This is a genomic window from Tardiphaga sp. (genome assembly GCF_044336785.1).
Taxonomy (GTDB): Bacteria; Pseudomonadota; Alphaproteobacteria; order Rhizobiales; family Xanthobacteraceae; genus Tardiphaga.
The window spans coordinates 1-13966 of record NZ_JBIIOT010000118.1; the positions used below are offsets into that span (position 1 = coordinate 1).

11 protein-coding genes and 1 riboswitch are annotated in these 13966 nt (G+C 63.4%); of the genes, 1 reads left to right on the forward strand and 10 read right to left on the reverse strand.

Annotation, left to right across the window (positions count from 1 at the left end):
- Positions 1 to 229: 229 nt before the first annotated feature.
- The 4 genes from ACIQ2A_RS22905 to ACIQ2A_RS22920 all read right to left on the reverse strand — a co-directional run bounded on the left by ACIQ2A_RS22905 (position 230) and on the right by ACIQ2A_RS22920 (position 5286).
- Positions 230 to 934 (reverse strand): hypothetical protein, encoded by a 705-nt coding sequence (locus ACIQ2A_RS22905; protein WP_398483738.1) that lies wholly within the window; start codon positions 932 to 934, stop codon positions 230 to 232.
- A gap of 143 nt (positions 935 to 1077) precedes the next feature.
- Complete coding sequence (glcF, locus tag ACIQ2A_RS22910; RefSeq protein ID WP_398483740.1) at positions 1078 to 2391, reverse strand: glycolate oxidase subunit GlcF; 1314 nt, start codon at positions 2389 to 2391, stop codon at positions 1078 to 1080.
- Complete coding sequence (locus tag ACIQ2A_RS22915) at positions 2388 to 3626, reverse strand: FAD-binding protein (protein WP_398483758.1); 1239 nt, start codon at positions 3624 to 3626, stop codon at positions 2388 to 2390. Before ACIQ2A_RS22915 ends, glcF begins: the two co-directional genes overlap by 4 nt.
- Positions 3627 to 3792: 166 nt before the next feature.
- Complete coding sequence (locus ACIQ2A_RS22920) at positions 3793 to 5286, reverse strand: FAD-linked oxidase C-terminal domain-containing protein (protein WP_398483742.1); 1494 nt, start codon at positions 5284 to 5286, stop codon at positions 3793 to 3795.
- A gap of 182 nt (positions 5287 to 5468) precedes the next feature.
- Between ACIQ2A_RS22920 and ACIQ2A_RS22925 the strand changes: the two genes are divergently transcribed.
- Positions 5469 to 5864: a c-type cytochrome gene (locus ACIQ2A_RS22925; RefSeq protein ID WP_398483744.1), complete on the forward strand. Its 396-nt coding sequence runs from the start codon at positions 5469 to 5471 to the stop codon at positions 5862 to 5864.
- A 22-nt stretch (positions 5865 to 5886) separates the two neighbouring features.
- Here the strand turns inward: ACIQ2A_RS22925 and ACIQ2A_RS22930 are convergent, their stop codons facing one another.
- The 6 genes from ACIQ2A_RS22930 to ACIQ2A_RS22955 form a co-directional block, all read right to left on the reverse strand.
- Positions 5887 to 6561 carry a helix-turn-helix domain-containing protein gene (locus ACIQ2A_RS22930; RefSeq protein WP_398483746.1) on the reverse strand — a complete coding sequence of 225 codons (675 nt, stop codon included), beginning with the start codon at positions 6559 to 6561 and terminating at the stop codon, positions 5887 to 5889.
- A gap of 173 nt (positions 6562 to 6734) precedes the next feature.
- Positions 6735 to 7052: an AzlD family protein gene (locus ACIQ2A_RS22935; protein WP_398483748.1), complete on the reverse strand. Its 318-nt coding sequence runs from the start codon at positions 7050 to 7052 to the stop codon at positions 6735 to 6737.
- Positions 7049 to 7789, reverse strand: a complete 741-nt coding sequence (locus ACIQ2A_RS22940) for an AzlC family ABC transporter permease (protein ID WP_398483750.1) — start codon at positions 7787 to 7789, stop codon at positions 7049 to 7051. Before ACIQ2A_RS22940 ends, ACIQ2A_RS22935 begins: the two co-directional genes overlap by 4 nt.
- Before the next feature lie 165 nt (positions 7790 to 7954).
- A complete protein-coding gene (locus ACIQ2A_RS22945) occupies positions 7955 to 9079 on the reverse strand; it encodes a ribonucleotide-diphosphate reductase subunit beta (protein ID WP_398483752.1) in 1125 nt (374 codons plus the stop codon).
- 155 nt (positions 9080 to 9234) lie between these two features.
- Positions 9235 to 12162: a ribonucleoside-diphosphate reductase subunit alpha gene (locus ACIQ2A_RS22950; RefSeq protein ID WP_398483754.1), complete on the reverse strand. Its 2928-nt coding sequence runs from the start codon at positions 12160 to 12162 to the stop codon at positions 9235 to 9237.
- Positions 12163 to 12279: 117 nt separating this feature from the next.
- Positions 12280 to 12501: riboswitch (cobalamin riboswitch) on the reverse strand.
- 49 nt (positions 12502 to 12550) lie between these two features.
- Entirely contained in the window at positions 12551 to 13795 is a 1245-nt protein-coding gene (locus ACIQ2A_RS22955) for a glycosyltransferase family 87 protein (RefSeq protein WP_398483756.1), read from the reverse strand.
- Between the last annotated feature and the right edge of the window lie 171 nt (positions 13796 to 13966).

A 13966-nucleotide genomic window follows, 5' to 3' on the forward strand; every position in this document is an offset into this window, starting at 1 on the left:
GGAGCGGGTGAGGGGAGCCACGCACTCCAGAGCAAAGAGCCCCCTCACCCGCGCGCAAAAGCGCGCGACCTCTCCCCTCTAGCGAAGCAAAGCTTCGCACCAGGGGAGAGGTGTCCGCGCGTCGTTGCTCGCTTTCCATCTGTGTCAGCCAAACCCTAGACCCACGAAAACCAGAAAGGCCGCAGACGGAGCTGCGGCCTTTTGTTGTCACGGACCGAAAGGTCCAGCGTTACTTCGGTTCGTCCTGATCGGGGGACTCGACCGCAGGGGTCTCGCCGGACGAATGTCCTTCCACCGGATCTGGCTCCGGCTCGGACGCCGGTGACGGGCTCGGCAACGTCCAGCTCGGGCTGCTGTCTTCCGCGAGCGGCAGCTGCGGTGCCAGCGGCTTCGGCTCGGCCTTCGGCTTCGGCGCGCGAGGCTTGCGCGGCGGCTTCGGCGGCAATGCTGCGGGCGCCGGAGCGTCCAGCACGACCGGCGCGATCGCCGCACTCGTCAGCAATTCGTTCGAGACGGTGACCTTGGCCTTCGGGGCCTTCTTCACCGGTGCCTTCTTGGCTGGCGCTTTGGCGACAGGCGCCTTGGCTACCGGTGTCTTCGCAACCGGTGTCTTGGCAACCGGAGTTTTGGCGGCCTTCTTCGGCGCAGCTTTCTTGACCGTTTTCTTGACTGTTTTCTTGGCCGGCGCTTTCGCAGCCGCCTTCTTCACGGCCTTCTTGGCAGCCTTTTTCGCGACCTTCTTGGCGGCTTTCTTCGGCGCTTTCTTAGCGGCCTTCGTCACGGATTTCTTGGGAGCCGCCTTCTTTGCAGCTTTCTTGGCGGTCTTCTTCGACGCCTTCTTGGCTACCTTCTTCGCAGCCGTCTCAGCCTGCTTGAGCTTTTTCAGCTTCTTTTTGTCTTTCTTGTCCTTCTTCGGTTTCTTGTCTTTAGCCATCGTGGTGCTCCTGTTGCCACCGACCCATCAGGATCGGCGTTCACGTCTCCGCGCCAGGCGGGGCCATAGACCAAATGATATCAACGCGAGCGGATACGGGCGCGATGCGTCCGCAACATCCATCTCTCGTCGGATTGGATCGATCAGTTCAATCCTGGCCTGGGACCGCCCGTCGCCCAATCGAGAAGCTCAATCGTGTGTACGACCGGGACATCCGTCCCGCCGGCGATCTGGACCATGCAGCCGATGTTGCCGGCAGCGATGACATCCGGCTTGATGCTCGCGATGTTGGCGACCTTCCGGTCACGCAAACGGCTCGCGATATCAGGCTGGAGCAGATTGTAAGTCCCCGCCGAACCGCAACACAAATGGCTCTCCGGGATATCTTTCACCACGAATCCATTCTTGGAAAGCAATTCTTTGGGGGCCTGTGTGATTTTTTGCCCATGCTGCAGCGAACAGGCCGAGTGATAGGCGACGACGAGATTGCTTTGCTGCTCAGGTATCGGCAGGTCGAGCGCTGTCACATACTCGCTGATATCCTTGGCCAGCGATGACACTTTGGCGGCAGGGGCTGCGAATTCCGCATCCTCGCGCAGCATGTAGCCGTAGTCCTTGATGACGGTTCCGCAACCGGACGCCGTGACCAGGATCGCATCGAGCCCGCCGCGATCGGCCTCGCCGAGCCAGACGCCGATATTGGCTTTGGCCCGCGCCAGCGCATCGCCATCGCGCCCGAGATGATGCGTCAGGGCACCGCAGCATTGTTCGTCACGCACCAGCACGACCTCGACGCCATGCCGGGTCAAAAGCCGGATCGCGGCATCATTGATGCGTGGTGCCAATACCTGCTGGGCGCAGCCCTGCAGCAGCGCCACGCGGGCACGGCGGGGACCGATGGCCGGGAATACGCTGCCGCCGGCGGGGCCAGGCGGCGGCAATTGCGCCGGCGCCATGGTCAGCATCGCCTTCACGCGGCTGAAGATGTTCGGGCTGGGCTGGCCGCGCGTCGAGGGCAGCAGCGCCGCCAGCGGGCGCGCCAGCCGGGCCGCCGTCATACTGAGACGGAACAGCGCCGGGCGCGGCAGCACGAAAGCCAGCACGTCGCGCAGCAGCCGCTCGGGCAGCGGCCGCACATAGTCCTTCTCGATCTTGACCCGCGCCTGATCGACCAGATGCATGTAGTTCACGCCGGACGGACAGGTGGTCATGCAGGCCAGGCACGACAGGCAGCGGTCGATATGTTTCACCACCTCCTTCGTCGGCTTCTGGTCCTTCTCCAGCATCTCCTTGATCAGATAGATGCGGCCGCGCGGACTATCGAGCTCGTCGCCGAGCAGCACATAGGTCGGGCACGTGGCCGTGCAGAAGCCGCAATGCACGCATTTGCGCAGGATCTTGTCGGCCTCCGCGATATCGGGATCGGCCAGCTGGGTCGGCGAGAAATCGGTTTTCATGTCGAGAAACTCCGCGCCATCCGGCCGCGATTGAGAATGCTTTTGGGATCGAAGCTCTTGCGCACGCGGTCGCCGAGAGCGGCGACGCCGGGTGCCTGCGGATGAAACACATCGATGGCGCGGCGGACGTCCTCGGACGCGCGGATCAGCGTCGCATGGCCACCGGCGGCATCGACGAGTTTTCGCAGCTGCGCTGCCTGCGCGTCGGCCGATGGCGGCAGCGCCGCCCAGATCAGGCCGCCGCCCCAGTCATAGACCACCTCGCCCTGCGAGCGTTTGGCGATCTCCTGCCCGAGCTTGCCGCCCGAGGCCGGCGGACAGACGATCCGCCACACCGGCCACATGGCGCGCGGACCGCTGGCGGCGAAGGGAACGACGTCGCGGATGTCGGCCCAGAGCGCCGAAGACTGGCTGTCCTCGATGATCTCGGCTGTGCCGTAGGACTGCAGCAGCGTGCTCAGCGAGGACGCGCGGCTGGATGCCGATGCGGTGATGCCTTCGAGACGGATCAGCGTTGCCGACTGATCTTCGGCCGCGATCTCGCCGAGCGGCCCCTGTACGGTGCGCAGCGCCGAGCCCGGCAGATGCGCGGCGCCGGAGATGTCATAGGGCGAACCAAGTGCCTCGGTCATCGCTCTGTTGGCCGCGATGTCATCGAGCCCGCGCAGGATCAGCGTGCGCTCGGCCTCTGCGCGCGGCATCACCTTGAGCGTCACTTCGGTCATGACGGCCAGCGTGCCCCAGGCGCCGGTGATCAGCTTGCAGATATCATAGCCGGTGACATTTTTCACCACGCGACCACCAGCCTTGAAGCTTTCGCCGAAGCCCGACACCGCGTGCACGCCAAGCAGGTGATCGCGCGCGCCGCCGGCCTGGATGCGCCGTGGACCGGCGAGGCCGGCCGAGATGGTGCCGCCGACAGTGCCGACATCGGGCGTGCCGAGCAGGCGCGACGTGTTCATCGGCTCGAAGGAGAATTGCTGGTTCTTGGTATCGAGCAGTGACAGCACATCGGCGAATGGGGCGCCCGCCTGCACGGTGAGGATGAGTTCGTTCGGCTCGTAGGATGTGACGGCATTGAGCGCGGAGAGATCGAGCAACGCATTGGTGGCGATCGGTTGACCGATGCTGCGCTTGGAGCCGTGGCCGATGATTTCGAGCGGTTGCTCGCTGGCAATGGCGGCACGCACGGCTTGCTCGACGTCGGCGGCGTCTCTGACTTTCAGTGTGTCCACGATGGCCTCGAAAAGATCGCGCAGCAACAAACTCTGTTGTCATCGCCCGGCCGCGCGCGCGAGCGCGCCAGGACCGGGCGATCCAGTAAACTCAACAGCGGCGGTGTGTACTGGGTCACCCGGTCAAGCCGGGTGACGACAGAAAGAGTTGAACAGCAAGCCATCATCAAAACCGCGGCAAATCCGGAAACGCCAGTTTCCCGCCATGCACATGCACGCGACCCAACTCCGCACAGCGATGCAGCGTCGGGAACACCTTGCCGGGATTGAGCAGCCCCTGCGCATCGAACGCGCATTTGATGCGCTGCTGCTGGTTGAGATCGATCTCGTTGAACATTTCCGGCATCAGGTCGCGCTTCTCGATGCCGACGCCATGTTCGCCGGTGAGCACGCCGCCGACCTCGACGCACAAACGAAGAATGTCGGCGCCAAAAGCTTCGGCCTTCTCCATCTCGTCCTCCTTGTTCGCATCATAAAGGATGAGCGGATGCAGGTTGCCGTCGCCGGCGTGGAACACATTTGCGACGCCGAGGCCGTATTTGGCCGACATCTCCTTCATCCGCCGCAGCACCAGCGGCAATGCGGCGCGCGGGATGGTGCCGTCCATGCAGAGATAGTCCGGCGAGATGCGGCCCACCGCCGGGAATGCCGCCTTGCGGCCGGACCAGAACAGCAGGCGCTGCTGCTCGGACTCCGAAATCTGGCACGTCGTCGAGCCGCATTTCATCGCGATCGCCTCGACGCGTTTGATGAGTTCGTCCACTTCGACCGCGGGACCATCGAGTTCGACGATCAGCAATGCATCGACATCGAGGGGATAGCCGGCATGAACGAAAGCCTCTGCCGCGTGGATCGCCGGCCGATCCATCATCTCCATGCCGCCGGGAATGATGCCCGCGCCGATCACATCGGCCACGCATTGGCCGGCAGCTTCGACTTCGGCAAAGCCGATCATCAGCGCGCGCGCCGTTTCCGGCTTCTGCAGGATGCGGACAGTGACTTCAGTGACCACGCCGAGCAGGCCTTCGGAGCCGGTAATGATGCCGAGAAGGTCATAGCCCGACGGCTCCGCCGTCTTGCCGCCGATGCGGATGACTTCGCCATTGATCAGCACGATCTCGCAACCGAGCAGATTGTTCGTCGTCATGCCGTATTTGAGACTGTGCACGCCGCCGGAATTCTCCGCGACATTGCCGCCGATGGAGCAGGCGATCTGCGACGACGGATCGGGCGCGTAGTAAAAGCCCGCATGCGCGACCGCCTGGCTGATCGCGAGATTGGTGACGCCGGGCTCGACGACGACGGCGCGGTTATCGAAATCGATCTCGCGCACGCGCTTGAACTTGCCGAGGCCAAGCAGCACCGCATCCGCCAGCGGCAATGCGCCGCCGGACAGCGAGGTGCCCGAGCCGCGCGGCACCACCTTGATGCCATTGTCGTGACAGTATTTCAGAACTTTTGAAACCTGCTCGGTCGTATCGGGCAACACCACCACCATCGGCGGCTGGCGATAGGCTGTAAAACCATCTGACTCGTAGGGGAGCATTTCAGCGGCGCTGGAGATCACGCCCTCGCCCGGCACCAGCTTTCGCAAGGCCGCGATGATCGCATCGCGTCTGGCGAGCACGGCTTCATCCTTTGCCGGCATCATGATCGTCATTGAGCGTTTCCCTTTCGCAACCGCGATATGAAACCGCTGTCCGCTTGGGGGGAATCAATCACGTCCGCGCGGCTTTGAACAGGTAACGCAAGCATGAGGGCCATGCCGGGCGGTATCCGCTTGTGCAGCCTGCAACGCGTATGCGAACATCTTGGACGGAAAGCCAACAAGAAGAGCCATCCATGACGAAACTGACATTCGGCGCCTTGATCGCCGTTACGGCCTCGGCCATCTCCTCATTTGCCCTCGCGCAGGACGTCGCCGCCGGCAAATCCTCCTTCAACAAATGCCTGGCCTGCCACGCCGTGGGCGAAAATGCGAAGAACAAGGTCGGCCCCGAACTGAACGGGCTGAACGGCCGCAAAGCCGGCGCCGCTGCCGGCTATTCCTATTCGGACGCAAACAAGAATTCCGGCCTCACCTGGGATGAAGCGACGTTCAAGGATTACATCAAGGACCCGAAGGCGAAAATCCCCGGCACCAAGATGGCCTTTGCGGGGATCAAGAAGGAATCCGAGATCAACGATCTCTGGGCATTCCTGGCGCAGTTTGGCGCCGACGGCAAGATCAAGCAATAAGCGCGATCAGGCGCGGCGGCGATCAGACGGTCGCCGCCATCTTGGTGGGCAGCACGGCCTGCACCACGAGACCGCGGGCGCGCGCGTCCATGACGCCGACGGCGCGCAGGGCCAGCAGCGTGACTGTCTGCACAGCGTCACGGAGCTTGTTGGGATCATCGAAACTGTCGGGCGCCATGGGGCCGACCAGCGCTTCATGCAGCGCGCCGAGCAAGGCGGCCGCGGCGAGCGCCGTGTCCTGCGCCGGCAGATGGCCGGCGCGGATCGCGGCATCGATGCGCATTTCGATCTCGCCGGCGATCTCGCGACGGCTGGTGAGTCGGGATTCAGTGACGTCGACTTCCACCGGCTCGGCCAGGATGCCCCAGGCCAGCTTGCGGTTGGAGACGACGTGAACGGCCACCGTGGTGACGGCCGCCGCCAGTGCTGAGGATGGGCCGGGCGCCGCATCGGCAGCGCGGCGGATCGCCGTTAGTTCGTCCCGCGACACGTCGGCGATCAGTTCGGAGATCAGGTCAGCTTTGGACGGGAAATAGCGATAGACCGTGCCTGCGGCCACATTGGCGCGGACGGCCACCGGCGCGATCTGCACCGCCGCCATGCCGCCTTCGGCACAGGTCTCCCGCGCCGCCGCCAGAATGGCGTTGCGCCGAGCCGCAAGCCGTTTCACGACCTGCTGGGTACGTCGATAGACCATGAGCTTGTCCCGCGTCCGGCATCCCTGCCTGGCCCGAGGCCGATCAAGGAAAAACCGTGAGTTCAAGGTTTTGCGCGGATTCGAGTGCTCGGCCGCGAGAAGAGATGAACACCAGTTCAGAGTCGTTGACAAGGCATTTTGCGCATAGCGGGATTCAACTTTTCGGGGGGCTTTCAGCCGCCGAATCCCAGCGCGCGGGCCGCTGCCGCGACAGCCATGCCGACGATGACGGCGATGAAATCGTTGCGGCGGATGATGCTCACAGCCATGGCGGCCAGAATGGCGAAAATGACGACGGCGCCACCATTTACGGCCACCGGCAGCGCGGCGGCGACGATGATCGAGCCGGGCAACGCGTCGAGCATGCGGCGGACACGGGGTGTGACATTGACGTAGCCCATCAGCCAGTAGCCGCCGAGGCGGGAAGCCACCGTGACCGCCGTCATGACGGCGAAAGCGAGCATCACATCGCTGCGTAAAAAGTCAGTCACGCCGCTGCTCCCGGCGTCTCCGGCTCATCCATGAAGCCGGCCGTGATCGCCCCCGACAATGCGCCAGCGATGATGAACCACCAGCCGGCAGCCAACCAGTGAACGATGAGTGCGACGACCCCGGAAACGACCCAAGGGATCGCACGGCGGGGCCCCTTCCAGGCCGGCACGAGCATGGCGGCATAGAAGGCGGGCATCACCAGATCGACGCCGTATTTGCGGGGATCGGTGAGTTGCTCGGCGAGCAAAAAGCCGGGCACCGCCGCGACCATCCAGGTGAAATACAACACGATGCCGCCGCCGAGATAGAACGTCGCATCGGCGCCGCCGTGATCGCGATAGCGCATGGCTGCGAGCCAGCCGCCATCGGTGACCAGCAGCATCGCCGGATAGGCCTGCCAGGCCGGCAGCGTGCCAAACCACGGCCGCAGGGTCGCACTCATCAGGAAGAAGCGAATATTCACCGTGAGCGTGAGCAGTGCCAATGTCGCGATCGCACCTGGCGTCAGCACGCTCGGCCACGACTGCACCGCAACAAACTGCGACAGGCCGCCATAGACGGTGCCCGCCATCACCACCACTTCGGCCAGCGAGAAACTCTTCTGCGCACACAGCGCGCCGAAGGCCATGCCGAAAGCCAGCGTACCCGGCAGCATCGGGCCGATCGCCACGATGCCGGGCAGAATGGCGGCGCGTGACCAGTAGGCTGGTGCTTTCGGGATATGGGTGGCGTGCATGGCGCGATCCGTGTTTTGGCAGCATGGGTGCTGCCATCACACGACCGGGTCAAGTCATCGCCGCCTCATGCGCGCCATGCAGCGCTGCGTGAGACGAAAGGCTGAGATCTTTTTAGTGGCGCATGATCCTGCCCGAAAACCGGCTTCCACTTTTCGGGATCATGCTCACTCCCAGCTGAGTGCACCGCCGTTCTGATACTCGATCACCCGCGTCTCGAAGAAGTTCTTCTCCTTCTTCAGGTCCATCGCCTCCGACATCCACGGGAACGGGTTTTCCGTCTCGTTGAACACCGGCGCGAGGCCGAGCTGGGCGCAGCGGCGATTGGCGATGAAATGCATATAAGTCTCGCACAGCGCTGCATTCAGCCCGAGGAAGCCGCGCGGCATGGTGTCCCGGCCATAGGAGGCTTCGAGCTCCGCGGCTTCGCGGATCATGGTGCGGATCTCGTCCTGGAATGGCCGGGTCCAGAGATGCGGGTTCTCGATCTTGATCTGGTTGATGACGTCGATGCCAAAATTCAGGTGAATCGATTCATCGCGCAGGATGTACTGATACTGCTCGGCGATCCCCACCATCTTGTTGCGGCGGCCGAGGGACAGGATCTGCGCAAAGCCGGTATAGAACCACATGCCTTCGAAGATCACGTAGAAGGCCACGAGATCGCGGACAAAAGCCTGGTCGTTTTCGGGGGTGCCGGTCTTGAAGTCGGGATCGTCGAGATGCTGGGTGTGCTTCAGCGCCCAGGCCGCCTTGTCGGTGATCGACGGTACCTCGCGATACATGTTGAACAGCTCGCCCTCGTCGAGGCCGAGGCTTTCGACGATGTACTGGAAGGTATGTGTATGCACCGCCTCCTCGAACGACTGCCGCAGCAGATATTGCCGGCATTCGGGATTGGTGAGGTGGCGATAGATCGCCAGCACGATGTTGTTGGCGACCAGCGACTCGGACGCGGCGAAGAAGCCCAGATTGCGCTTGATGGCGCGACGCTCGTCCTCGGTGAGGCCGTCGCGCGACTTCCACAGCGCGATGTCGGCCTGCATGGAGACTTCGGTGGGCATCCAGTGATTGTTGCAGCCGGCGAGATATTTCTCCCAGGCCCATTTGTATTTCAGCGGCAGCAGCTGATTGACGTCAGCGCGGCAGTTGATCATGCGCTTTTCATCGACGGAGACGCGGCCGCCGGAACGGTCGATCTCGCCGAGACCGGTGGCGTCGGTGGCCGCTTCGGGGAGCGGGATGAAGGCGGGGTTTTTTGGAGCGGAGGTGGTGTCGGACCAGTCGAGCATTTTATAGTTCCTTCGAAGATCAATCTCAGCCCTCATGGTGAGGAGCCGGCCGCTTGGCCGGCGTCTCGAACCATGGGAGCTTGGCGCCATCCTTCGAGACGCCGCTGCGCGGCTCCTCAGGATGAGGGACGGAGTGAGGGGACGGACGGCGCGCCTTACTGGCACGCCTCGCATTCGGGATTGTCGATGGAGCAAGCCATCGCGACATCGAGCTCGGGCGCCGTGAGATCCGACGACTTCACCAGGATCGGCGCCGCGCTCGCTTTCACCGGCGCTGCCGATACGCCCGCGGACACCGCATTGAGCTTGCCGTCGGTGCCCTTCAGCGTCGACTTCTCCACATGGGTCGCGCTGCGCGAGCGCAGGTAGTAGGTCGTCTTCAGACCGCGCGCCCAGGCCAGGCGATAGAGCTGATCCAGCTTCTTGCCCGAGGGATTGGCGATGTAGAGGTTCAGCGACTGGGCCTGATCGATCCACTTCTGCCGGCGCGAGGCCGCCTCGATCAGCCACGCGCTGTCGATCTCGAACGAGGTCGCATAGAGCGCCTTGAGATCGCTCGGCACGCGATCGATGGATCCGACACTGCCGTCGAAATATTTCAGGTCGGAGACCATCACCTCATCCCACAGCCCGCGCTTCTTGAGATCGCGCACCAGGAACGCGTTCACCACGGTGAAATCGCCCGACATGTTCGATTTCACATAGAGGTTCTGATAGGCCGGCTCGATTGACTGCGCGACGCCGCAGATGTTGGAGATCGTGGCCGTCGGCGCGATCGCCATCACGTTGGAATTGCGGATGCCGGTGGTCTTCACGCGCTCGCGCAAGGCGGTCCAGTCGAGTGTCTGCGAGCGGTCCATCTCCAGACCGCCACGGGCATCGGCCACCAGGTCGATGGAATCGATCGGCAGGATGCCGCGGCTCCACAGCGAGCCGTCGAAGGACGGATAGCGGCCGCGCTCGGCGGCGAGATCCACCGAGGCCGAGATGGCGTGATAGGCGATCGCCTCCATGCTGGTGTCCGCGAATGCGACGGCAGCATCCGAGGCCATCGCCAGGCCCAGCGTATGCAGCGCGTCCTGATGGCCCATCAGGCCGAGACCGACCGGACGATGCTTCAGGTTCGAGCGGCGCGCTTCCGGGATCGTGTAGAAATTGATGTCGATGACATTGTCGAGCATGCGCATCGCTGTCGTCACCGTGCGCTGCAGGCGGGCGTGATCGATGCCCTGCTCCGTCACGTGATGCAGCAGATTGACCGAGCCGAGATTGCAGACGGCGACTTCGTCATCGGACGTGTTGAGCGTGATCTCGGTGCAGAGATTCGATGAATGGATGACGCCGGCATGCTGCTGCGGCGAGCGCAGGTTGCACGGGTCCTTGAAGGTGATCCACGGATGGCCGGTCTCGAACACCATGGTCAGCATGCGGCGCCACAGATCGGTGGCGCGCACCGTCTTGTAGACGCGCATCTCGCCGCGTGCGGCCTTGGCTTCATAGGCGACGTAGCGCTCGGCAAAGGGCTTGCCATAGAGATCGTGCAGGTCCGACGTTTCATCCGGCGAGAACAGCGTCCAGTCGCCATCCTGCTCGACGCGCTGCATGAACAGGTCGGGCACCCAATTGGCGGTGTTCATGTCATGGGTGCGGCGGCGGTCGTCGCCGGTGTTCTTGCGCAGATCAAGGAATTCCTCGATGTCCACGTGCCAGGTTTCGAGATAGGCGCAGACGGCGCCCTTGCGCTTGCCGCCCTGGTTGACGGCAATCGCTGTGTCGTTTGCGACCTTGAGGAACGGCACCACGCCCTGGCTCTCGCCATTGGTGCCCTTGATGTGGGCGCCGAGGCCGCGGACGCGGGTCCAGTCATTGCCGAGGCCGCCGGAATATTTGGCCAGCAGCGCATTGTCCTTCACCGACTTGAAGATGCCGTCGAGATCATCCGGCACCGTGGTGAGGAAGCAGGACGACAGCTGCGGGCGCTGCGTGCCGGCATTGAACAGCGTCGGCGTGGAGGCCATGAAGTCGAAGGACGACAGCAGATTGTAGAATTCGATGGCGCGGTTTTCGCGGTCGATCTCGCGCAGCGCGAGGCCCATGGCGACGCGCATGAAGAAGGCCTGCGGCAGCTCGATGCGGTTGCCCTGCACATGCAGGAAATAGCGGTCATAGAGCGTCTGCAGACCGAGGAACTGAAACTGGAGATCGCGTTCCGGCTTCAATGCGGCGGCGATCTTCTTCAGATCGAAGCGTGCGAGTTCGGGATCGAGCAGTTCGGCTTCGATCCCCACCTTCACATAGGCGCCGAAATATTCCGCAGAGCGCGACACCATATCGGCCTGCGAAGCCGAGCTTGGCACGCCGTGCACGTAGGTCAGCACTTCGGTGCGCAGCTTGTCGAGCAGCAGGCGGGCGCTGACATAGGTGTAGTTCGGCTCCTGCTCCACGAGCGTGCGGGCGGCCATGATGCCGGCCAGCGCGAGTTCATCGAGCGTGATGCCGTCATAGAGATTGCGCTTGGTCTCTTCGAGCACGGGTGCGGCCTCGACGCCATCGAGGCCGGCGCAGGCTTCATTGACGATCAGCGCCAGGCGTGCGGCATCGAGCGGCACGCGCGTGCCGTTTGACAGCGTGACATGGAGCGCAGGCACGCTCGGCACGGCGGCGGGCTTGGCGGCAGCTTCTTCGGCGCGGCGGCGGGACCGCTCCTCACGATACAGCACATAAGCGCGCGCCACCTTGTGGTGCTCGCTGCGCATCAGCGCCAGTTCAACCTGATCCTGCACATCCTCGATATGGAAGGTGCGGCCCTCGCCTATGCGACGCGTCAGTGCGGCGAAAACCTCGCCGGTCAGTTGCTCGACGGCTTCATGCACACGGCGCGAGGCCGCTGCCGTGTTGCCCTCGACGGCGAGGAACGCCTTGGTCATGGCCACCGAGATCTTGCCGGCATCGAAAGGCGACACCGTGCCATTGCGGCGGATCACCTGCATGGAGGGCGCGTGCGCGGGCACGACATTCGATTCGGATGGGTGGGCGAGCACGGCATCATGGCCGTTGGAGAGAGCGTGGGACGTGGAAGGCATCGGCAGGACCCCGTGTGATGCATCAAGCTAAAGGGGGCTGGGGCCGAAGGTGCGAGCAACGATGCCGAGCGGACGCGCGGCAAAGCCTGCAAGCGACCGCTGGGACACCCCGCCCATGGACGTTTCTGGTGTCGCGGCAGGTCTCCTGACTCGCAGATCAAGCGCTTGTTTCCGCCTTCCCGGAGCGGTGAAGCTCCAGTGACGTCAATCGAAACAAACTCTCTGCTTACAGTTGCGGGGGCAGTGCCGGAATCAAGCGCAGTAACGCGCAGCTCTCACCGGCTTCCCTCTTAGCCACCAAATCTTGCGACATGGCGGACCGTGACACCTACATTTGGTGTGACCCGTGGCAAAGTGTCAAGCGCGCTTTGCTGTTCCCGGCGAGAAATCAGACCAGGCTGTTAGTAGCGTGGACAACTGCCGATGCGCCCGGCTGCGTGGCCGCAACGGACCTGGCGGGCCAGGACTCACGGATGCGAATGCCGATCAGGGCGGCGACCAGCACTGCGGCGCCGAATCCCGTCGGCACCGGTCCGATAAATTGGTAGCTGACCAGCATGACCGCTGCGAGACCGAGTGCCGGCAATTCGTGACCGAGAAAGCCCTCGGACACTCCGACGCGAATGAGGAAGCCGACCGCGATTGCCAGCACCATCACGTCGTAGAGGAACAGATAGGGCGTTGCGAGCAAGGCGCCGATGGCAAGCCCGGCGGCCTTCCATTCGTAGCGCGTGCGGCTGCGCCACAGCCAGACGAGCGACACCGCGACAGCGGCCACGAGAATCCATTGCAGCGTCCAGGCCAGCGTCTCGCCGCCCTCGAAATAGCGGACGAGCGCAAAGATGCTCTGCATCTTGCCGAATGGCGCGCGACCTTCGACCAGGAATGCCTGCGAGAACATCGGCATCCATTTGAAGAAAGCGAGCCAGCTTTCAGTGCCGAAGGCCAGCCATGAGGCGACAGCGAGCAGGATCGTCGTGACGGCAGCACTGGCAAAAGCGCGCCATTGCGCAGCAGCGATCAGGACCAGGGGAAACAGCACGCCATATTGCGGCTTGTAGCTGAGCAAGCCGAGGCAAATGCCAGCCAGGATCGGCCGTGTCGGCAGCAACACCAGCATGCCGCCTATCAGTGATGCGGTGAGAAAGCCGTTCTGTCCGACCAGCACATTGGTGAAGACGACCGGGAAAGCGAGCGCCAGGAGCATGCCGAACGGGCGCCCGACGATCGTGCGCATGGCGACGAGATAAGGCACGACGCTGATACACGCCCAGCCGGCGAAGGCGACAGCGTAAGGCAGCTTGGCAAGCAGCGACGCGACGAACAGGAATGGCGGTGGATAGTGCCAGGCGAAATTGCCGGGATAGGTCTGGCCGAGCACGCCGATCTGCACCTGCTTCTGGATGTCCCAGTCATAGGCCGAGGCCGGATGGCCATCGAGCACAAGGCGGCCGGCGGACCAGACATTGATGAAGTCGGTGGGCACACCAAGGCCGTTGCCTTCGACAATCCAGCCATGGCCGTAATAGAGCGGGAAGAACGCGATCTGCAGGATCGCGAGGATGGCGCACACCATCACCAGCGCCGGTGGAATCGGGCCGCGATCAGAGGGCGTCAGATGTAACGGCGTCATGCGGTCCCCGCGACGGGTGAAGTTGCGAGGGACATTGCCGAGGGAAGTTTGAGGAAGGTTTAAGTGGGGAACGTAGGAGGGTTGAGCGAAGCGATACCCATCACCACGAGCGCATGCGGTGATGGGTATCGCTTCGCTCAACCCATCCTACAAACAAAAAACGCGGCCTTT

Bases quoted from the DNA above. Each gene is read 5' to 3' on its own strand.
- ACIQ2A_RS22955 (WP_398483756.1), bottom strand. From the start codon at position 13,795: ATGACGCCGTTACATCTGACGCCCTCTGATCGCGGCCCGATTCCACCG.
- ACIQ2A_RS22940 (WP_398483750.1), bottom strand. From the start codon at position 7,789: ATGCACGCCACCCATATCCCGAAAGCACCAGCCTACTGGTCACGCGCC.
- ACIQ2A_RS22920 (WP_398483742.1), bottom strand. From the start codon at position 5,286: ATGACGATCATGATGCCGGCAAAGGATGAAGCCGTGCTCGCCAGACGC.
- ACIQ2A_RS22925 (WP_398483744.1), top strand. From the start codon at position 5,469: ATGACGAAACTGACATTCGGCGCCTTGATCGCCGTTACGGCCTCGGCC.
- glcF (WP_398483740.1), bottom strand. From the start codon at position 2,391: ATGAAAACCGATTTCTCGCCGACCCAGCTGGCCGATCCCGATATCGCG.
- ACIQ2A_RS22905 (WP_398483738.1), bottom strand. From the start codon at position 934: ATGGCTAAAGACAAGAAACCGAAGAAGGACAAGAAAGACAAAAAGAAG.
- ACIQ2A_RS22930 (WP_398483746.1), bottom strand. From the start codon at position 6,561: ATGGTCTATCGACGTACCCAGCAGGTCGTGAAACGGCTTGCGGCTCGG.
- ACIQ2A_RS22950 (WP_398483754.1), bottom strand. From the start codon at position 12,162: ATGCCTTCCACGTCCCACGCTCTCTCCAACGGCCATGATGCCGTGCTC.
- ACIQ2A_RS22945 (WP_398483752.1), bottom strand. From the start codon at position 9,079: ATGCTCGACTGGTCCGACACCACCTCCGCTCCAAAAAACCCCGCCTTC.